Origin of the sequence: Pseudomonas sp. FP1154, from assembly GCF_030687245.1 — a bacterium.
GTDB classification, from domain to species: domain Bacteria; phylum Pseudomonadota; class Gammaproteobacteria; order Pseudomonadales; family Pseudomonadaceae; genus Aquipseudomonas; species Aquipseudomonas rhizophila.
Map to the genome: position 1 here is coordinate 5,715,760 of NZ_CP117465.1, position 18,817 is coordinate 5,734,576.

The 18,817-nt window shown below is 60.1% G+C and carries 18 protein-coding genes; 16 read left to right on the forward strand and 2 right to left on the reverse strand.

What is annotated here, in order from left to right:
* The first annotated feature begins 281 nt into the window (after positions 1 to 281).
* From PSH91_RS25605 to PSH91_RS25660, 12 genes are all read left to right on the forward strand, one after another.
* A complete protein-coding gene (locus PSH91_RS25605) occupies positions 282 to 1,280 on the forward strand; it encodes a D-cysteine desulfhydrase (RefSeq protein WP_107323094.1) in 999 nt (332 codons plus the stop codon).
* A 302-nt stretch (positions 1,281 to 1,582) separates the two neighbouring features.
* Complete coding sequence (gene tcyJ / locus PSH91_RS25610) at positions 1,583 to 2,377, forward strand: cystine ABC transporter substrate-binding protein (RefSeq protein ID WP_047226834.1); 795 nt, start codon at positions 1,583 to 1,585, stop codon at positions 2,375 to 2,377.
* Positions 2,377 to 3,042: a cystine ABC transporter permease gene (gene tcyL, locus PSH91_RS25615; protein ID WP_047226833.1), complete on the forward strand. Its 666-nt coding sequence runs from the start codon at positions 2,377 to 2,379 to the stop codon at positions 3,040 to 3,042. Before tcyJ ends, tcyL begins: the two co-directional genes overlap by 1 nt.
* A 3-nt stretch (positions 3,043 to 3,045) precedes the next feature.
* Complete coding sequence (gene tcyN, locus PSH91_RS25620) at positions 3,046 to 3,807, forward strand: L-cystine ABC transporter ATP-binding protein TcyN (protein WP_305466930.1); 762 nt, start codon at positions 3,046 to 3,048, stop codon at positions 3,805 to 3,807.
* Between the two features lie 468 nt (positions 3,808 to 4,275).
* The gene (locus PSH91_RS25625; RefSeq protein ID WP_305466931.1) at positions 4,276 to 5,043 is read left to right on the forward strand and encodes a hypothetical protein; all 768 of its coding nucleotides are present in this window, start codon (positions 4,276 to 4,278) and stop codon (positions 5,041 to 5,043) included.
* A 368-nt stretch (positions 5,044 to 5,411) separates the two neighbouring features.
* Positions 5,412 to 6,653, forward strand: coding sequence for an SfnB family sulfur acquisition oxidoreductase (locus tag PSH91_RS25630; protein ID WP_047226830.1), 1,242 nt, complete (start codon positions 5,412 to 5,414; stop codon positions 6,651 to 6,653).
* Positions 6,654 to 6,676: 23 nt separating this feature from the next.
* Entirely contained in the window at positions 6,677 to 7,870 is a 1,194-nt protein-coding gene (locus PSH91_RS25635) for an SfnB family sulfur acquisition oxidoreductase (protein ID WP_092455952.1), read from the forward strand.
* Complete coding sequence (locus tag PSH91_RS25640; RefSeq protein WP_160894046.1) at positions 7,870 to 9,228, forward strand: LLM class flavin-dependent oxidoreductase; 1,359 nt, start codon at positions 7,870 to 7,872, stop codon at positions 9,226 to 9,228. The genes PSH91_RS25635 and PSH91_RS25640 overlap by 1 nt, the downstream gene beginning before the upstream one ends.
* 147 nt (positions 9,229 to 9,375) lie before the next feature.
* Positions 9,376 to 10,185: a MetQ/NlpA family ABC transporter substrate-binding protein gene (locus PSH91_RS25645; RefSeq protein WP_305466932.1), complete on the forward strand. Its 810-nt coding sequence runs from the start codon at positions 9,376 to 9,378 to the stop codon at positions 10,183 to 10,185.
* Between the two features lie 2 nt (positions 10,186 to 10,187).
* A complete protein-coding gene (locus tag PSH91_RS25650) occupies positions 10,188 to 11,312 on the forward strand; it encodes a methionine ABC transporter ATP-binding protein (RefSeq protein ID WP_274090801.1) in 1,125 nt (374 codons plus the stop codon).
* A complete protein-coding gene (locus PSH91_RS25655; protein ID WP_025211262.1) occupies positions 11,302 to 11,946 on the forward strand; it encodes a methionine ABC transporter permease in 645 nt (214 codons plus the stop codon). The genes PSH91_RS25650 and PSH91_RS25655 overlap by 11 nt, the downstream gene beginning before the upstream one ends.
* 169 nt (positions 11,947 to 12,115) lie before the next feature.
* Entirely contained in the window at positions 12,116 to 12,745 is a 630-nt protein-coding gene (locus PSH91_RS25660; RefSeq protein WP_047226825.1) for a bifunctional 2-polyprenyl-6-hydroxyphenol methylase/3-demethylubiquinol 3-O-methyltransferase UbiG, read from the forward strand.
* A gap of 165 nt (positions 12,746 to 12,910) precedes the next feature.
* Here PSH91_RS25660 and PSH91_RS25665 read toward each other — a convergent pair whose 3' ends face one another.
* Positions 12,911 to 13,477 carry a transporter substrate-binding domain-containing protein gene (locus tag PSH91_RS25665; protein ID WP_047226824.1) on the reverse strand — a complete coding sequence of 189 codons (567 nt, stop codon included), beginning with the start codon at positions 13,475 to 13,477 and terminating at the stop codon, positions 12,911 to 12,913.
* 133 nt (positions 13,478 to 13,610) lie between these two features.
* Here PSH91_RS25665 and PSH91_RS25670 point away from each other — a divergent pair, with 133 nt between their 5' ends.
* On the forward strand, positions 13,611 to 14,036 hold the full coding sequence (locus PSH91_RS25670; RefSeq protein WP_047226960.1) for a DUF4399 domain-containing protein: 426 nt from the start codon (positions 13,611 to 13,613) through the stop codon (positions 14,034 to 14,036).
* A gap of 110 nt (positions 14,037 to 14,146) precedes the next feature.
* Here the strand turns inward: PSH91_RS25670 and serA are convergent, their stop codons facing one another.
* Positions 14,147 to 15,376, reverse strand: a complete 1,230-nt coding sequence (gene serA / locus PSH91_RS25675) for a phosphoglycerate dehydrogenase (protein WP_047226823.1) — start codon at positions 15,374 to 15,376, stop codon at positions 14,147 to 14,149.
* A gap of 205 nt (positions 15,377 to 15,581) precedes the next feature.
* Here serA and PSH91_RS25680 point away from each other — a divergent pair, with 205 nt between their 5' ends.
* The 3 genes from PSH91_RS25680 (at position 15,582) to PSH91_RS25690 (ending at position 18,776) form a co-directional block, all read left to right on the forward strand.
* Positions 15,582 to 16,976, forward strand: a complete 1,395-nt coding sequence (locus PSH91_RS25680; protein WP_107323098.1) for an FAD-binding oxidoreductase — start codon at positions 15,582 to 15,584, stop codon at positions 16,974 to 16,976.
* A 41-nt stretch (positions 16,977 to 17,017) separates the two neighbouring features.
* Positions 17,018 to 17,683 (forward strand): fumarylacetoacetate hydrolase family protein, encoded by a 666-nt coding sequence (locus tag PSH91_RS25685; RefSeq protein WP_047226821.1) that lies wholly within the window; start codon positions 17,018 to 17,020, stop codon positions 17,681 to 17,683.
* 163 nt (positions 17,684 to 17,846) lie between these two features.
* Complete coding sequence (locus tag PSH91_RS25690) at positions 17,847 to 18,776, forward strand: SdiA-regulated domain-containing protein (RefSeq protein WP_305466933.1); 930 nt, start codon at positions 17,847 to 17,849, stop codon at positions 18,774 to 18,776.
* The last annotated feature ends 41 nt before the right edge of the window (positions 18,777 to 18,817 follow it).

An 18,817-nucleotide genomic window follows, 5' to 3' on the forward strand; every position in this document is an offset into this window, starting at 1 on the left:
ACGCTAGCCTACGGGAGGGTATGACGTTGCCTGGAGAGCATTCGTTCAGTGTTCAACAGACATAACACAGCCCCTGTGGGAGCGAGCCTGCTCGCGATCGCGGTGTGTCAGCGAATGGATGTACCCACTGAACCACCGCCATCGCGAGCAGGCTCGCTCCCACAGGTTTTCGGTGCTCACCTCTCATGCGTCCCCATTTACGCCCCGGCAAACGATTGGCGGTTGCCCATCAATATCGGCGTGCCTATAGTCCATGGATTTCCTGCAACCAGTACGACCCCATGATCAAACAACAGCTGGCGCGCTTTAACCGTCTCGACCTGCTCGGTCATCCAACTCCCCTGGAAAAACTCGACCGTCTTTCCTCCTGGCTCGGTCGCGATATCTATATCAAGCGCGATGACCTGACGCCTCTGGCGCTGGGCGGCAACAAGCTGCGCAAGCTCGAATACCTGGCCGCCGACGCCCTGGCTCAAGGTGCCGACACCCTCATCACCGCCGGGGCGATCCAGTCCAATCATGTGCGCCAGACTGCCGCGCTGGCGGCAAAGCTGGGCCTGGGCTGTGTGGCCCTGCTGGAAAACCCCATCGGCACCGAAGACAGCAACTACCTGAGCAACGGCAACCGGCTGCTGCTGGAGCTGTTCGACGCCAAGGTCGAATTGGTAGAAAACCTGGATAACGCCGACGAGCAGTTGCAAGCCCTCGCCGCACGCCTGCGCAGCAATGGGAAGAAGCCCTATCTGGTACCGATTGGCGGTTCAAACGCTCTGGGTGCGCTGGGGTATGTACGCGCCGGGCTTGAGCTGGCCGAGCAAATCAAGGACACCGGCCTGAATTTCGCTGCCGTGGTGCTGGCTTCGGGCAGCGCCGGGACGCACAGCGGCCTGACGCTGGCGCTCAGTGAAACGCTGGGGCAACTTCCCGTGATTGGCATAACGGTGTCTCGCAGCGAAGAAGACCAGCGCCCCAAGGTCCAGGGCTTGGCCGAACGCACCGCCCAGTTGCTCGATGTATCGCTTCCAGAGGCCTTCAAGGTGAACCTGTGGGACGAATACTTCGGCCCCCGCTACGGCGAACCCAATGCCGGTACGTTGGCGGCAGTCAAATTGCTGGCTGGCCTGGAGGGCCTGTTGCTGGACCCGGTCTACACCGGCAAGGCGATGGCCGGCCTGCTCGATGGGGTGGGTCGCGACCGCTTCGACGAGGGCCCGATCATCTTCCTGCATACCGGCGGCGCACCGGCGTTGTTTGCGTATAACGCGGCGTTCCAGGCGTAGTGAAGTTCTCGATGTGGGAGCGAGCCTGCTCGCGATAGCGCCGTGTCAGCCAAAACAATATTGACTGGTTATCGCGAGCAGGCTCGCTCCCACAGGGGACTTTTTTCATTCCATACTCGAATATTTGAATGATTTAATATTATTTTCCAATCTATAAACACCACCCTATAGTCTCGCCACAGGCGCATTTGCCGCGAGACGCCCAGGCTGCTTTAAGGCAGGATGTGGCAATCTTTTCGGATCGCGGCTACGCCTTATCTCAGCCAAAATAACCTCTTCATAAGAAAACACAGGGGCTTGTCATGAATTTTTCCGCATTACGTCGCAACCTGTTGGTGGGTTCGCTGGGCCTGGCATTGAGCGCCGGCCTGCTGGGCCAGGCCGTTGCCGGTGAGCAGCTGCAAAAGATCAAGGACGCGGGCGTGATCAACGTCGGCCTGGAAGGCACTTACCCACCGTTCAGTTTCGTGGACGCCGACGGCAAGCTGGCCGGTTTCGAAGTGGAGTTTTCCGAAGCCCTGGCCAAGGAGCTGGGCGTGAAGGTCAAACTGCAACCGACCAAATGGGACGGCATTCTCGCAGCGCTGGAATCCAAGCGCCTGGACGCGGTGATCAACCAGGTCACCATCTCCGAGGAGCGCAAGAAGAAGTATGACTTCTCCCAGCCCTACACTGTTTCCGGCATCCAGGCGCTGGTTCTGACCAAGAACAAAGACGCCATCAAGACCGCCGATGACCTGGCCGGCAAGAAAGTCGGCGTTGGCTTGGGCACCAACTATGAGCAATGGCTCAAGGAAAACCAGCCAAAGGCTATTATCCGCACCTACGACGATGACCCAACCAAATACCAGGACCTGCGTGTAGGCCGCATCGACGCCATTCTGGTAGACCGGCTGGCTGCTCTGGAGCTGACCGCCAAGGCCAAGGACACCGCTGTAGCCGGCGAGCCGTTCTCCCGCCAGGAAGCCGGTATCGCCCTGCGCAAAGGCGAGCCTGAGCTGCTGGACGCAATCAACAAGGCCATCGACAAACTGCGGGCCGACGGCACCCTGGCGAAAATTTCGCAGAAGTACTTCAACGCTGACGTCACCCAATAATGGAAGAGGCTTTTCAACTCGCGCTGGACTCCGCGCCCTTTTTGCTCAAGGGCGCGTATTACACGGTCATCCTCAGTTTGGGCGGCATGTTCTTCGGCTTGCTGCTGGGCTTCGGCCTGGCATTGATGCGCCTGTCGCGCTTCAAACTGGTGAGCTGGATCGCCCGCATCTACGTATCGTTTTTTCGCGGCACGCCGCTGCTGGTGCAGTTGTTCGTGATCTATTACGGGCTGCCCCAACTGGGCATCGAGCTGGATCCATTGCCGGCGGCGCTGATCGGCTTCTCGCTGAACATGGCGGCCTATGCGTGTGAAATCCTGCGGGCCGCCATCAGCTCCATCGAGCGCGGCCAGTGGGAAGCCGCGGCCAGTATCGGCATGACCCGCGCCCAGACCCTGCGCCGGGCCATCCTGCCGCAAGCGGCGCGAACGGCCTTGCCTCCTCTGGGCAACAGCTTCATTTCCCTGGTCAAGGACACCGCACTGGCGGCGACCATCCAGGTGCCGGAGCTGTTCCGTCAGGCGCAGTTGATCACTGCCCGCACTTTCGAAATCTTCACCATGTACCTTGCCGCCGCGCTGATCTACTGGATTCTGGCCAGCGTGCTGGCGCACCTGCAGAACGTCCTGGAAGCCCGGGTCAATCGGCATGACCAGGAGTCCTGACCCATGATTGTCGTGGAAAAACTGACAAAGCAGTTCAAGGGTCAAGTGGTGCTCAATGGCATCGACCTGAAGATCGAAGAAGGCGAAGTGGTGGCGATCATCGGCCCCAGCGGTTCGGGCAAGACCACCTTCCTGCGCTGCCTGAACTTCCTCGAAGAACCCAGCAGTGGCCGGATCAAGGTCGGCGACATCGAAATCGATGGCAGTCGCCCGCTGAACCAGCAACAGAACCTGGTGCGTCGTTTGCGCCAGCAAGTGGGTTTTGTGTTCCAGAACTTCAATCTGTTCCCCCATCGCACCGCGCTGGAGAACGTCATCGAAGGCCCACTGGTGGTGAAGAAGATCCCCCGTGCCGACGCTGAGATTTTAGGCCGTAAACTGCTGGCCAAGGTCGGGCTGGCGGGCAAGGAGGACGCCTACCCGCGGCGTCTTTCCGGTGGCCAGCAACAGCGCGTGGCGATTGCCAGGGCGCTGGCGATGGAGCCCGAGGTGATTCTGTTCGACGAACCAACCTCGGCCCTGGACCCGGAGCTGGTGGGCGAGGTGCTGGCGACGATTCGTGGCCTGGCCGAAGAAAAGCGCACCATGGTCATTGTGACTCACGAAATGGGCTTCGCCCGGGACGTAGCGAACCGCGTGGTGTTTTTCGACAAAGGTGTGATCGTCGAGCAAGGCGAAGCCAAGGCCTTGTTTGCAGCCCCCCGGGAGGAACGCACTCGACAGTTCCTCAGCAAGTTCCTCTCGGCCGGACACGGCGACCAGTAAGTTATTGATATTGTCCCACTTCCAAGGATGGAAGTGGAACAACTAACAGCCCAGCGTAACAAACTGAAACTTCCAGTTGACTTAACACAGCCACCCCGTTGACGTGCGGTATATACATATCTCCGGCAACACTTCTCTTTGGGCTACGCTATTTATCCGACTTCCTGCCGCACCTCCCTTCCAAACCAATGAACCCGAGGAAAATGGCGCACAACGCAACGTATTCTTAACTTCGATGCGTAGGACATTTCTGAAGCCTTATACAATTAATTATTAAGCAAGTTCCGCTATTGACACTGAAACTGCTGAACCCTTATCTAGTGACCCACAGGCGATGCGAACTATTTTAGTTCTGCGCGATGAACCGCAGACAGGGTCCATGCTGCGCAATGAAAAATATATAGCGATGATTAAGCGCTTTTGATCTTCCCGAAACGGACTTCGTTTTAAAGCATCAAGGAGAACACCATGACATGTACGTCGAATATTCCTGAACTGGCTGCGCCTACCCTGGTCAACGCTCTGCGTACCCGCATCAACATCACCAGCGCTGCGCACCTGCAAGTGGCAATTGCCCCTTACCCCGGCATGGACGCGGGCGATCTGATCGAGCTGTTCTGGGACAACTGCTACGTCGGCTCCCGCCTGTTGTCCCAGGCCGACGTGCAAACTAGCGTTACGTTGCGAGTACCCGAGAGCTTCGTTGTAAACGGGACCTCGCGCATCCATTACCGCGTGATGCAAGTAGGGCGCGGCCCGGCGCTGTCAGCAACGCAACGGGTGCAGGTCAAGCTGGACTGTCCCGGTGGCCAACCGTCGGCCCTGAGCGGTGATGAAAACCAGGGCCTGGCGCCAGTGCGGATTCCTGATGCGATTCGCCGCAACGGCGTGAACCCGAGTCAGGTCAAACGCGGTGTACCACTGACCATAGAGCCCTATCTGAACATGGCTGCTGACGATGCAATTACCTTGCGCTGGGGCGACGTGCGCATGGACCTGCCCCGCATCAAGCCCTGCGAGGTTGGCCTGCCGATCAACATCTGGGTACCGCCGCAGATCATTCTGGAGGCGGGGGAAGACCTGCGCCTGGAAGTGACCTACTGCATCCTCGACCGCGTGGGCAACAACTCCCACTGGGCGCCGCCGCGAACGTTGAAGATCGGTTGCGCCAACCCCTACCTGAGCACTTCACCGAAAGAGGCGCTCATGGCCGCCGAAACGCGCCGCCGAACATGAATACTCTGAGCAAGCTGTTGTGGCGAGGGGATTTATCCCCGCTGGGCTGCGAAGCAGCCCCCCCTATGCAATCGCGGTGCAGCAGGTTGCTGTGTTGGCTGCTTTGGGGCTGCTGCGCAGCCCAACGGGGATAAATCCCCTCGCCACAACATCGCTCGGCACAAAGCCCTCTATTGATATTCCTAAAAGTTAGTTCAAAAATAAATTACACACGTTTAGGGTATATAAACCGGACCACCGGACATTCTTGATTTTCGCTCGCCGCATTCATCGCGGCGTTTCTTGAGATGTGAGGTGGGTATGGAACGGAACACAATCACCCCAGCGCAGTATGCCAGGGCACTGCCTGCAGCCACGGAGTGGCTGTAATGTCGGATTTGGCGCAAGCAAAGATCCAGAGCGATCTGGACATCGCACCGCAGCTGTTGCCCGCACAGGTGTTGCGCAACGATGCCGAGGCCATCAAAGCCGCCCATGAACTGGCGCAGGTCGCCCGTCAGCAGGCCGCGCGTCGTGACCAGCAACGCAAGCTACCCTGGGCAGAAATCGAGCAATTCACCCGTAGCGGACTGGGCAGCATCGCCATTCCCCGGGCATACGGCGGCCCGCAGGTTTCTTTCGTCACCCTGGCCGAGGTGTTCGCGATCATTTCCGCCGCTGACCCGGCCCTCGGGCAGATCCCGCAAAACCAATTCGGCGTACTCCAACTGATTCTCGGCACCGGCACCGAACGGCAGAAAAAAATCCTGCTGCAGAGCGTGCTCGAAGGCTGGCGCATCGGCAACGCAGGGCCGGAACGTGGCACTCGCAATACCCTTGAACTCAAGGCCCGGATCACCGCTGACGGTGACGGGTTTGTCATCAATGGTCAGAAGTTCTATTCCACCGGCGCGCTGTTTGCCCACTGGGTCGCGGTCAAGGCGCTGAATGACGAGGGCCGGCAGGTGCTGGCGTTCGTGCGGCGCGGCACCCCGGGCCTGCGGATCGTCGACGACTGGTCAGGGTTCGGCCAGCGCACCACGGCCAGCGGCACCGTGTTGCTGAACAATGTGCGAGTGGATGCCGACTTGGTGCTGGAGAACTGGCGCATCAACGAAACGCCAAGCGTGCAAGGCGCGATTTCCCAACTGATCCAGGCCGCCATCGATGCGGGCATCGCCCGTGGCGCCATCGACGATGCCATCGCCTTCGTCCGAGAACGAGCCCGGCCCTGGATCGATGCCAAGGTCGACCGGGCCAGTGACGACCTCTATGTGATCGCCGACATCGGCAAGCTGAAAATCGAACTGCACGCCGCCGAAGCGTTGTTGCGCAAGGCCGGACAAGTGCTGGACCAGGTCAGCGCCGCGCCCATCACCGCGCAATCGGCTGCCCGCGCCTCGATTGCCGTGGCCGAGGCCAAGGTGCTCACCACCGAGATCGCCCTGCAAGCCAGCGAAAAACTGTTCGAACTGGCCGGCAGCCGCGCCACCCTCGCCGAATTCAATCTCGACCGCCACTGGCGCAACGCACGGGTCCATACCCTGCACGACCCGGTGCGCTGGAAGTATCACGCGGTAGGCGCCTACCACCTGAACGGCACCTTGCCGGCCCGGCATTCCTGGATCTGACGACCCGACCTCTGGAGCAGTACATGACGTTTTCTCAACACGTCGCGGTGATCACCAGCGATGAACAAGCCCTGATCGTGGCCAGCGACCTGGCCGATGACTTCAAGCGCGACAGCGCCCTGCGCGACCGTGAGCGCCGCTTGCCGTACCCGGAACTGGAGGCCTTCTCCCGCTCTGGCCTGTGGGGCATCAGCGTGCCCAAGGCCTATGGCGGCGCCGGTGTGTCCAACGTCACCCTGGCCAAAGTCATCGCGCTGATTGCTCAGGCCGACGGCTCGCTGGGGCAGATTCCGCAAAATCATTTCTACGCCCTGGAAGTGCTACGGGTAAACGGCAGCCAAGCGCAAAAACAACGCCTGTATGCCGAAGTCCTGGCCGGCCAACGTTTTGGCAATGCATTGGCGGAGCTCGGCACCAAGACCGCCCACGACCGCATCACGCAACTGCGCCGCGACGGTGAGGGCTACCGCATCAGCGGTCGCAAGTTCTACGCCACGGGGGCGATCTACGCCCAGCGCATCCCCACGTCGGTGGTGGATGAAAACGGCGTGCAACAACTGGCATTCGTCCCGCGCAACAGCCGAGGCCTGACGGTGATCGACGACTGGAGCGGTTTCGGCCAGCGCACCACCGGCAGTGGATCGGTGGTGTTCGAGGACGTTTATGTCACCGCCGAAGACGTCGTGCCCTTCCAGAGCGCCTTCGAACGCCCAACGCCGGTGGGGCCGCTGGCGCAGATTCTTCACGCCGCCATCGACACCGGCATCGCTCGCGCCGCCTATGAGGACGCCTTGCATTTTGTCCGTAGCAAAACCCGGCCCTGGATCGACGCCACCAGCGACGTCGCCACCGAAGACCCGCACACCCTCAAGAGTTTCGGCCAACTGAGCATCCGCCTGCACGCCGCCGAAGCCCTGCTGGAACGTGCCGGTGAGTTTCTCGACCGGGCCCAGGCCGACACCCAGGCCGACACGGTCGCCGCCGCCTCGATTGCCGTAGCCGAAGCCCGCGCCATCAGCACCGAGATTTCCCTGGCCGCCGGCAGCACCCTGTTCGAATTGGCCGGCAGTCAGGCGACCCTGGCCGAACATGGCCTCGACCGCCACTGGCGCAACGCCCGGGTGCACACCCTGCATGACCCGGTGCGCTGGAAATACCACGCGGTGGGCAACTTCTACCTCAACGATGAAAAACCGCCGCTGCGGGGGACTATCTGATGGCGGCCGACAGGAAAAAGATCCTGCTCAACGCGTTCAACATGAACTGCATCGGGCACATCAACCATGGTTTGTGGGCTCATCCCCAGGACACCTCGACCCAGTACAACACGATTGAATACTGGACCGCCCTGGCGCAGTTGCTCGAGCGTGGATTGTTCGACGGGCTGTTCATCGCCGACATCGTCGGGGTCTACGACGTGTACCAACAGTCGGTGGACGTCACTCTCAAGGAGTCGATCCAACTGCCGGTCAACGACCCGTTGCTGCTGGTCTCGGCGATGGCCGCCGTGACGAAAAACCTCGGCTTCGGGCTCACCGCCAACCTGACCTACGAACCACCCTACCTGTTTGCCCGACGCATGAGCACCCTCGACCATCTGAGTCGCGGCCGGGTCGGCTGGAACATCGTCACCGGCTATCTGGACAGCGCCGCCAAAGCCATGGGGCTTACCGCGCAGGTCGAGCATGACCGCCGCTACGACCAGGCCGATGAATACCTGCAAGTGCTCTACAAATTGTGGGAAGGCAGTTGGGAAAACGACGCGGTGCTCAACGACCGCGAGCAGCGGATCTATGCCCGGCCGGAGAAAGTGCACAAGGTTCGGCACCAGGGCGAGTTCTACCAGGTCGAGGGCTATCACCTCTGCGAACCCTCGCCCCAGCGCACGCCGGTGCTGTTCCAGGCCGGTAGTTCCGAGCGCGGCCTGCTGTTTGCCGGGCGGCATGCCGAGTGCGTGTTCATCAGCGGCCAGAACAAACCCGCGACCAAGGCCCAGGTGGACAAGGTTCGCGCCAGCGCCGCCCGGGCCGGACGAAACCCCGGGGACATCAAAGTGTTCATGGGCCTTAACGTGATCGTCGGCGAGACCGAAGCGGCCGCCTGGGCCAAGCATGCCGAGTACCTGAGCTACGCCAGCGCCGAAGCCGGGGTGGCGCATTTTTCCGCCTCGACAGGAATCGATTTTTCCGCGTACGAACTGGACGAACCGATCCAGTACGTGAAGAGCAACGCCATCCAGTCTGCCACCAAGATCCTGCAGAACAACGACTGGACCCGGCGCAAATTGCTGGACCAACACGCCCTGGGCGGTCGCTACATCACCCTGATCGGCTCGCCCGAACAGGTGGCCGATGAACTGGAGGCGTGGATCGCCGAAACCGGCCTCGACGGCTTCAACCTGACCCGCATCGTCACGCCGCAAAGCTACGTGGACTTCATCGACCTGGTGATCCCCGAGTTGCAGCGACGCGGTTCGTACAAGACCGAATACGACAACGGCACCCTGCGCGAAAAGCTGTTTCACGCAGAGGCCCATTTGCCCGAACGACACACCGGTTCGACCTACCGACACTGACCCTGTGGGAGCAAAGCTTGCTCGAGATGCAGACACCTCGGTTTTTGAGAGACCGCATCAACTTCATCGCGGGCAAGCCTTGCTTCCACAGAGCTCTGTTCGCCACAAAAAATATGCACCGCCCCATTAATGACTGGAATATCCGACATGACCAAGCAAATCCTGACCCTGCCAGTCAAAGCACTGGCCCTGGCCCTCGGCCTGTTCAGCTCGGCGCTGTTTGCCGCCGACGCACCGTTGAAGATCGGCACCACCGCCGCGTTTGCCATTCCCTTGGAAGCCGCCGTAGAAGAAGCCGGCAAGCAAGGCTTGAAGGTCGAGTTGGTGGAGTTCAGCGACTGGATCGCGCCCAACGTCAGCCTGGCCTCCGGTGATATCGACGTGAATTACTTCCAGCACATTCCGTTCCTGGAAAATGCCAAGGCCGCCGCCGGGTTCGACCTGTTGCCCTTTGCGCCGGGGATCATCAACAACGTCGGGCTCTATTCGAAAAAATACAAAAGCTTCGACGAGCTGCCCGAAGGCGCGAGCGTCGCCATTGCCAACGACCCGATCAACAGCGGTCGCGGCCTGCAACTGCTGGCCAAAGCCGGGCTGATCACCCTCAAGCCGGGAGTGGGTTACAAGGCCACCGAAGACGATATCGTCGCCAACCCGAAAAAAATCAAAATCCTGCAAGTCGAAGCCGTGCAACTGGTGCGCGCCTATGACGACGCCGACTTGGTACAGGGCTATCCCGCCTACATCCGCTTGGCGAAGACCTTCGACGCCACGTCTGCCTTGCTGTTCGACGGCCTCGATCACAAGGAGTACGTCATCCAGTTCGTGATCCAACCCAAGAGCAAAACCGACCCAAGGCTGATCAAATTCGTCGACATCTATCAGCACTCACCTGTCGTGCGCGCTGCCCTGGACAAGGCCCATGGCAAGCTCTACCAGGCCGGATGGGAAGGCTGACCATGAACGCCGTCAATGCTCGACTCAGACACGAAGCTCCCACGCCCCAAAGCGCCGACCAGACCGAGCTGCATCCGGAGTTGAACCGCGCCCTTGTGCGCTTCATCGGCCTGGGCAAGACCTACAACGGTGCCCAGGGTCCGGTGGCCGCGCTGCAAGGGATCGACCTGGCGATCCAGCGCGGCGAGGTGTTCGGCATCATCGGCCGCAGCGGCGCCGGCAAGTCGTCGCTGATCCGCACCATCAACCGCCTCGAACAACCCACCAGCGGCAGGGTGTTGATTGATCAGATAGACATCGGCGAGTTCGATGAGGACCGCCTGGTGGAATTGCGCCGGCGCATCGGCATGATCTTCCAGCACTTCAACCTGATGTCGGCCAAGACCGTGTGGCAGAACGTTGAGCTGCCGCTGAAAGTCGCCGGCGTGCCCAAGGAACAGCGCCAGCGCAAAGTCCGCGAGCTGCTGGAGCTGGTCGGCCTGCAAGGCAAGCACAAGGCCTATCCGGCGCAACTTTCGGGCGGTCAGAAGCAGCGGGTGGGGATTGCCCGGGCACTGGTCCATGACCCGCAGATCCTGTTGTGCGATGAAGCCACATCGGCCCTTGACCCGGAGACCACCCAATCGATCCTCGGTTTGCTACGCGAGATCAATCAGCGACTGGGCCTGACCATCGTGTTGATCACCCACGAGATGGCGGTGATCCGTGAAGTCTGCGACCGGGTGGTGGTGCTCGAGCAAGGACGCATGGTCGAGCAGGGCCCGGTCTGGGAAGTATTCGGCAACCCGCAACACGAGGTCAGTCGGACGCTGCTGGCGCCGTTGCAACACGCCATACCGCAAGAGCTGCAAAGTCGCTTGCAGGGGCAGCCGGCATCGGCGGATGCGGCTACCGTGCTGCGCCTGCAATTCAGCGGCATAGATCGAGAAGAACCGGATCTCGCCGCCTTGTTCAGTGCCCTCGGTGGACGGGTGCGGCTGCTACACGGCGGCATCGAGCGCATTCAGGGCCACGGGCTGGGGCAATTGCTGCTGGCCGTGAGCGGTTCGTCATGGGGCGCCGAGGAATTGCGTCAACGGGCGGGCAATTGGGCACAACGGGTAGAGGTGCTGGGTTATGTGGTTTGACCGGTTGTTGCAGGGTTTTATCGACACGTTCCTGATGGTTGGCGTGTCGTCGCTGATCGCCTTGCTGGCGGGCATACCGCTGGCGGTGATCCTAGTCACGAGCGGCAAGGGTGGAATTTATGAAGCGCCGGCCTTGAACCGGGCCCTGGGCGCGTTCGTGAACCTGTTCCGCTCGATACCGTTCCTGATTCTGATGGTGGCGTTGATCCCATTCACCCGGCTGATCGTCGGCACCACCTATGGCGTGTGGGCAGCGGTAGTACCGCTGACCATTGCCGCCACGCCGTTCTTTGCCCGCATCGCCGAAGTCAGCCTGCGCGAGGTCGACCATGGCCTGATCGAAGCGGCCCAGGCCATGGGTTGCCGACGCTGGCACATTGTCTGGCATGTGCTGCTGCCCGAAGCCCTGCCGGGCATCGTTGGCGGTTTTACCATCACCTTGGTGACCATGATCAACTCCTCGGCCATGGCCGGAGCGATCGGCGCCGGCGGCCTGGGCGACATCGCCTACCGCTACGGCTACCAGCGTTTCGACAGCCAGATCATGCTCACGGTGATCGTGTTGCTGGTGGCATTGGTCGCCGTGATCCAATTGGGTGGTGACCGCCTGGCGCGCGGCTTGAATAAACGCTGACCTATGGGAGCAGTTGACCTGTGGGAGCAAAGCTTGCTCGCGATAGCAGTATTCCATCCAACATGGATACCAACTGGACGACTGCAGTCGCGAGCAAGCTTTGCTCCCACAGGCAGATCAGCGGGCTTGCGGTATAGTCGGCTGACACTCCTCACCCAAACCCACACCCATGAAACACACCACCGACGACCTGCACGCCATCACCGCCACGACCCTGGGCCATTACAACGCCGTGGCAGAGAGCTTTCGCGACGGCACCCGCGACCACGATGTCAGCCAGAACATCGACGCCCTGCTGCGCCATATCCAGGGCCAGGCACCGCTGCACATCCTGGATTTCGGCTGCGGCCCGGGGCGCGACCTGCGCACATTCACGGCCATGGGCCATGTCGCGGTCGGCCTCGACGGTTCAGAGGAATTTGCCCGGATGGCGCGCCAGGACAGCGGTTGTGAGGTGTGGCAGCAGGACTTCCTGGAACTCGACCTGCCGGTCGAACGCTTTGACGGGATTTTCGCCAACGCGGTGCTGTTTCATGTCCCCGTCCAGGAACTGCCACGGGTGCTCAAGCAATTGCACGCCACCCTCAAGCCCGGCGGCGTGCTGTTCAGTTCCAACCCCCGGGGCGAAAACCAGGAAGGCTGGAACGGCCAGCGCTTCGGCGCGTATCACGACCTTGCGGCATGGCGCACCTTGCTCACAGAAGCGGGCTTTGTAGAGCTTGAGCATTACTACCGACCGGCTGGGCTGCCGCGAGAGCAGCAGCCTTGGTTGGCGAGTGTCTGGCGTAGACCTGCTTAGGACTTGAGGGCGCCATCGCGAGCAAGCTCGCTCCCACACGGGTCAACTGCGAACATAAATGGCGAACCATCAATGATCCAAATGTGGGAGCGAGCCTGCTCGCGATGACGGCGGATCAGCAACATTGATGCGACTGACACACCGCCGTCGCCCACCGCCCCATTGTTACTCCTGCTTGACCAACCACTTCTGCGACAACTGCTCAAGCCGCCCGTCGTCCTTGATACGCGCCAAAGCGTTGTCCAGGCTGGCCTTGAACGCCGGATTGCCCTTCTGGAACGGAATCACCAGGCTCGGGGGCGGGCCGCTCTTTTCTTCCGGCTGGAACGACTGTGCCATGACCATCGGGCGTTGCGAGTCGTCCTTGCGCGCCAACAGTTGCGCATCCGGTTGGCTATAAGCGGTGCTTGTGTCGAAACGTTCGGCCAGTTCCGGGGTCATTGCTATGTGGTTGATGGCGACATCGTATTTGCCGCTTTCCACACCGGCCAGCAGATCGCTGGCATCGGTGACCACAAAGTCGGCGCGAACATCGAGCTCGCCGGCCAGCATCTGACCCAGTTCCACTTCGAAGCCGGTGAGCTTGCCGTCTTCCTTGAAGTTGAAAGGGCTGGTGTTGGCTTCCAGAGCGATGCGCAATTCGCCACGGTCGTTGATGTCGTCGATCAGTTCGGCATGGGCCAGAGGGCTCAAGAGGGGTAGCAGGCAGATCAGCCCAGGCAGAAAACGCATGGTCACTCCTTTGTATTGTTACAAGCGACGCTCGTTTCAGGTTCGCTTTGCTATGGTTGTTGCAGGCTTCGACAACGAATGGTCATGAAGTTGTCATGACCACGCGGATTTCATGGAAAAACTGGAGAAAAAAATGAAAAGCTTTATGTCACGTGCCGCCTTGGCCGGCCTGTTGCTGGGAGCTTCGATGCTGGCATCCGCCGCAACCCCTGCTCCCAAGGGTGCAGAGGTATTCATCGTTTCCCCGGAAGACGGTGCCACCGTTGGCCAGGAGTTCAAGGTCAAGTTCGGCGTCAAGAACATCGCGCTGGCCCCGGCGGGTGATGAAACCAAAAATACCGGGCACCATCATTTGCTGATTGATGTCGACAAACTGCCTGCCGCGGGCGCGCCGATTCCCACCGATGCCAACCACATGCATTTCGGCAAGGCGCAAACCGAGGCTACGATCAAACTGGCACCGGGCAAGCACACCTTGCAGCTGATACTGGGCGACAGCGGCCATATGCCGTTCGATCCGACGATCGTGTCCGAGAAGATCACGGTAAACGTGAAATAAACCGGCACAGGTCGACACAACACAAAACCCTCCCACAGGTTATGTGTTCGACAGAAAAAAACGGGAGCCCCCTGCGAGGCTCCCGTTTTTTTGTTGCACGCCAGGTCTGCTTAGAACAACACCCGGCTACGAATAGTGCCGTTGATGTGCTGCAGTTTCTCTTGCGCCAGATCGGAGTATTCGGCATCGACGTCGATCACGACGTAGCCGACTTTCTCGTTGGTCTGCAGGAACTGACCGGAAATGTTGATGCCGTTTTCGGCGAAGACCTTGTTGATCTCGCTCATCACACCCGGGATGTTCTCGTGGATGTGCAACAGGCGGTGCTTGCCAGGGTGAGCCGGCAGGGCCACTTCCGGGAAGTTCACGGACGATACCGAAGTACCGTTGTCGCTGTACTTGACCAGCTTTTCCGCCACTTCCAGGCCGATGTTGGCCTGGGCTTCGGCAGTAGAACCGCCGATGTGCGGGGTCAGGATCACGTTGTCCAGGCCGCGCAGCGGGCTTTCGAAGATATCGTCATTGGAGCGCGGCTCCACCGGGAATACGTCGATGGCGGCGCCGATCAGGTGTTTGTCCTTGATCGCTTCGGCCAGGGCGTCGAGCTTGACCACGGTGCCACGAGCGGCGTTGATCAGGATCCCGCCTTTCTTGATGGCACGGATTTCCTTCTCGCCGATCATCCACTGGGTGGCGGCGGTTTCCGGAACGTGCAGCGTCACGATGTCGGACATGCCCAACAGCTCGTGCAGGTCGTTGACCTGGGTGGCATTGCCCAGCGGCAACTTGGTCACGGTGTCGTAGAAAAACACCTGCATGCCAAGGCCTTCAGCCAGCACCGACAACTGCGTGCCGATCGAGCCGTAACCGACGATACCCAGCTTCTTGCCACGGATTTCGAAGGAGTTGGCCGCGCTCTTGATCCAGCCGCCACGGTGGCAGGAAGCGTTCTTCTCGGGAATGCCGCGCAGCAGCAGGATCGCTTCGGCCAGCACCAGTTCAGCAACGGAACGGGTGTTGGAGTATGGCGCGTTGAACACCGCGATACCGCGCTCGCGCGCCGCATTGAGGTCCACCTGATTGGTGCCGATGCAGAAGCAGCCGACCGCCACCAGTTTCTTGGCGTGGTCGAAGATCTCTTCGGTCAATTGGGTACGGGAGCGAATACCGATGAAGTGAGCATCGGCGATCTTTTCCTTGAGCTGGGCTTCCGGCAGAGAACTGGTGATGTACTCGATGCTGGTGTAGCCCGCCGACTTGAGGACGTCGACAGCCGATTGGTGGACGCCTTCGAGAAGAAGGAACTTGATCTTGCTCTTATCGAGAGAAGTCTTGCTCATCTGCGTAAACCTGTGTCCCGGAGAAAAATGGCAGGGAATCGGACAGCGCATGCTGGTCCGACCGGCATGACAGCCGTCGCCGCAGAACAGCCAATGGGCACTACGCTGCGGGGTCGGTATGCTAGCATACGCACCCCGCTAAACACTCATTCCTGCGACGTGAAGCGTTCTCAGGATGACCATGAATTGTTCGAGAGTTCTGTCGATGACCAATCCTGCCGTGATAGATGAGCTGAAGACCCTGGTTGAGCCTGGCAAAGTCTTGACCGATGCCGACTCCCTGAACGCTTATGGCAAGGATTGGACCAAGCACTTCGCCCCGGCGCCGAGCGCCATCGTCTTCCCCAAGACCACCGAACAGGTTCAGGCCATTGTGCGCTGGGCCAATGAGCACAAGGTCGCGCTGGTGCCATCGGGCGGGCGTACCGGGCTTTCCGCTGCGGCCGTAGCGGCCAACGGCGAAGTGGTCGTGTCATTCGATTACATGAACCAGATCCTCGACGTGAACCTTACCGATCGCACAGCCGTCTGCCAGCCAGGTGTGGTCACTGAACAACTGCAGAACAAGGCTGAAGAGCACGGTCTGTACTACCCGGTGGACTTCGCCTCGGCCGGTTCCAGTCAGATTGGCGGCAACATCGGCACCAATGCCGGCGGAATCAAGGTCATTCGTTACGGCATGACCCGCAATTGGGTAGCCGGCATGAAAGTCGTCACCGGTAAAGGTGACCTGCTGGAACTGAACAAGGACCTGATCAAGAACGCCACTGGCTACGATCTGCGGCAGTTGTTCATCGGCGCCGAAGGCACCCTCGGGTTCGTGGTCGAAGCCACCATGCGCCTGGACCGGGCTCCGAAGAACCTCACCGCCATGGTCCTGGGGACCGCCGATTTTGATTCGATCATGCCCGTACTGCATGCCTTCCAGGGCAAGCTGGACCTGACGGCGTTCGAATTCTTCTCCGACAAGGCCCTGGCCAAGGTCCTGGATCGGGGCGACGTACCGGCGCCATTCGAAACCGAGTGCCCCTTCTACGCCCTGCTGGAGTTCGAAGCCACCACCGAAGAAGTCGCCAACCACGCCCTGGAAACGTTCGAACACTGTGTCGAACAGGGCTGGGTGCTCGATGGGGTGATGAGCCAAAGCGAAACCCAACTGCAAAACCTGTGGAAGTTGCGCGAGTACATCTCGGAAACCATCTCCCACTGGACACCGTACAAGAACGACATCTCGGTCACCGTTTCGAAAGTCCCGGGCTTCTTGCGCGACATCGACACTATCGTCGGCCAACATTACCCGGATTTCGAGATCGTCTGGTTTGGCCACATCGGCGACGGCAACTTGCACTTGAACATCCTCAAGCCAGAGAACCTGAGCAAGGACGAATTCTTCGCCAAGTGCGCGACCGTGAACAAATGGGTCTTTGAAACCGTCGAGAAATACAACGGCTCGATCTCCGCCGAACACGGCGTAGGCATGACCAAACGCGATTACCTGACCTACAGTCGCTCGCCGGTAGAAATTGAATACATGAAGGCCGTCAAGGCAGTGTTCGACCCGAACGGCATCATGAACCCGGGCAAGATTTTCGCGGTTTAATGCAAAAAATACCTGATGAATCCCAGAAGCAGGAGTCGGTAATGAGCTATCAGCACCAGTATGTCGACGGTACCCGTATTCATTTCCCGGTGGGAAAAATCGTGTGCATTGGCCGCAACTACGCCGAACACGCCAAGGAACTGGATAACCCTGTACCTACCGAACCCCTGCTGTTCATCAAGCCCGGCAGCTGCGCGGTGCCGCTGGAAGGCGGTTTCAGCATCCCCGCCGACCGTGGCGCGGTGCACTACGAAGCTGAAATTGCCGTGCTGATCGGCAAGCCACTGTCGACCCGGCCCAGTGCCGAGGAAGTGCTGGATGCCATCTCCGGCTTCGCCCCGGCCCTGGATCTGACCCTGCGGGACAAGCAAGCCGAGCTCAAGGCCAAGGGCTTGCCCTGGGAAGTCGCCAAATCCTTCGACGGTGCGGCGGTGCTGGCACCTTTCGTGTCCAGCGGCACCTTTGCCGACCTGACCGACATCCCGGTTCGCCTGACCATCAACGGTGAAGTGCGCCAGGACGGCAACAGCAGCCTGATGCTCAACCCCATCGTGCCGATGATCCAATACATGGCTGGCTGCTTCTCATTGCAGGCCGGCGACGTGATCCTCACTGGCACTCCGGCGGGCGTGGGACCGTTGAACGTCGGGGATGAACTGGTACTGGAATTGCCAGGCGCGAGCCGTTTCGAAAGCAGCGTTCGTTAACCGCAAGGCGCTGTCCCGCGTGGGCGCGAGCCGGCTCGTGTCCACATGGATGGACGGCTCTCGCCATTTACCATTTTTTTCACATGCCATCCGGATAATTCCAGGGAATACGGCGTCTGAGCCATTCATTTTCCTAACCCGAATACCTGGAACACATCCCCTGATGGCCACTCCTCTAGCTCGGCCCTCCTCCAGCCCCGTCCGCCGCGCTCGCTTCTCGCTGCCCTGGTATGCCTGGTCGCTGTTAGCAGCCGGGGCCTTTTACTGGCTGGCGTATACCATGCACTGGGATGACCGGGCCCTGCTTTGGGCATCGGAACGCTTCGAGAACTCCGCCCAGCGCCAGGAAAGCATCTGGCTGCCGGACTACCACGCCGTGATTGACGCCAAGGTCCTGCCAGGAATGGAAGAGGATGAAGCGTCCGACCTGACCTATAACCCACAGACCAAAACCCTGTTCGCGATCATGGGTAAGCATCCGTTTCTGGTGGAACTCACCCTGCAGGGTGACGTGCTGCGCAAAATGCCGTTGGTGGGCTGGAGCAATCCTGAAGGCGTGGCCTACATGGAGAATGGCCTGATGGCCATTACCGATGAACGAAAACACACGCTGTCGATCATCCAGGTCGATGCCGATACTCGCGAACTGAACAGCACGGACTTCCCCCACTACGATCTCGGCCCGTCCAAGAACCAGAACAAAGGCTTCGAAGGCATCGCCTGGGATCCACGCAACCAGCAACTGACCTTGGGTGAAGAGCGTCCGCCAGCGTTGTTTACCTGGAAAAGCGACGGCAGCCAACTGCTCAAGGGCGATAAACAGATCCATGCCAGCGATGAGCTGGACCTGCGCAACCTGTCGGCGCTGGCGATCGATCCTCGCACGGGGCACTCGCTGCTGCTGTCGGCCGACTCCCATCTGTTGCTGGAGCTGGATGCAGGGGAACAGGTCAGCTTCATGACCTTGCTGGGCGGTTTCAACGGCATCAAAGATACGATCCCCCGCGCAGAAGGCGTAGCCCTCGATGAGTCCGGCAACCTGTACATGGTCAGCGAGCCGAACCTGTTCTATCGTTTCGAAAAACAACGCTGATAGCGCAACTCTGTAAGGTAATTCATCCTTCGCCGTAGGGT

Excerpts from the sequence above, each read along its gene's own strand:
- PSH91_RS25605 (WP_107323094.1), top strand. The coding sequence starts at position 282 with ATGATCAAACAACAGCTGGCGCGCTTTAACCGTCTCGACCTGCTCGGT.
- tcyJ (WP_047226834.1), top strand. The coding sequence starts at position 1,583 with ATGAATTTTTCCGCATTACGTCGCAACCTGTTGGTGGGTTCGCTGGGC.
- tcyL (WP_047226833.1), top strand. The coding sequence starts at position 2,377 with ATGGAAGAGGCTTTTCAACTCGCGCTGGACTCCGCGCCCTTTTTGCTC.
- tcyN (WP_305466930.1), top strand. The coding sequence starts at position 3,046 with ATGATTGTCGTGGAAAAACTGACAAAGCAGTTCAAGGGTCAAGTGGTG.
- PSH91_RS25625 (WP_305466931.1), top strand. The coding sequence starts at position 4,276 with ATGACATGTACGTCGAATATTCCTGAACTGGCTGCGCCTACCCTGGTC.
- PSH91_RS25630 (WP_047226830.1), top strand. The coding sequence starts at position 5,412 with ATGTCGGATTTGGCGCAAGCAAAGATCCAGAGCGATCTGGACATCGCA.
- PSH91_RS25635 (WP_092455952.1), top strand. The coding sequence starts at position 6,677 with ATGACGTTTTCTCAACACGTCGCGGTGATCACCAGCGATGAACAAGCC.
- PSH91_RS25640 (WP_160894046.1), top strand. The coding sequence starts at position 7,870 with ATGGCGGCCGACAGGAAAAAGATCCTGCTCAACGCGTTCAACATGAAC.
- PSH91_RS25645 (WP_305466932.1), top strand. The coding sequence starts at position 9,376 with ATGACCAAGCAAATCCTGACCCTGCCAGTCAAAGCACTGGCCCTGGCC.
- PSH91_RS25650 (WP_274090801.1), top strand. The coding sequence starts at position 10,188 with ATGAACGCCGTCAATGCTCGACTCAGACACGAAGCTCCCACGCCCCAA.
- PSH91_RS25655 (WP_025211262.1), top strand. The coding sequence starts at position 11,302 with ATGTGGTTTGACCGGTTGTTGCAGGGTTTTATCGACACGTTCCTGATG.
- PSH91_RS25660 (WP_047226825.1), top strand. The coding sequence starts at position 12,116 with ATGAAACACACCACCGACGACCTGCACGCCATCACCGCCACGACCCTG.
- PSH91_RS25665 (WP_047226824.1), bottom strand. The coding sequence starts at position 13,477 with ATGCGTTTTCTGCCTGGGCTGATCTGCCTGCTACCCCTCTTGAGCCCT.
- PSH91_RS25670 (WP_047226960.1), top strand. The coding sequence starts at position 13,611 with ATGAAAAGCTTTATGTCACGTGCCGCCTTGGCCGGCCTGTTGCTGGGA.
- serA (WP_047226823.1), bottom strand. The coding sequence starts at position 15,376 with ATGAGCAAGACTTCTCTCGATAAGAGCAAGATCAAGTTCCTTCTTCTC.
- PSH91_RS25680 (WP_107323098.1), top strand. The coding sequence starts at position 15,582 with ATGACCAATCCTGCCGTGATAGATGAGCTGAAGACCCTGGTTGAGCCT.
- PSH91_RS25685 (WP_047226821.1), top strand. The coding sequence starts at position 17,018 with ATGAGCTATCAGCACCAGTATGTCGACGGTACCCGTATTCATTTCCCG.
- PSH91_RS25690 (WP_305466933.1), top strand. The coding sequence starts at position 17,847 with ATGGCCACTCCTCTAGCTCGGCCCTCCTCCAGCCCCGTCCGCCGCGCT.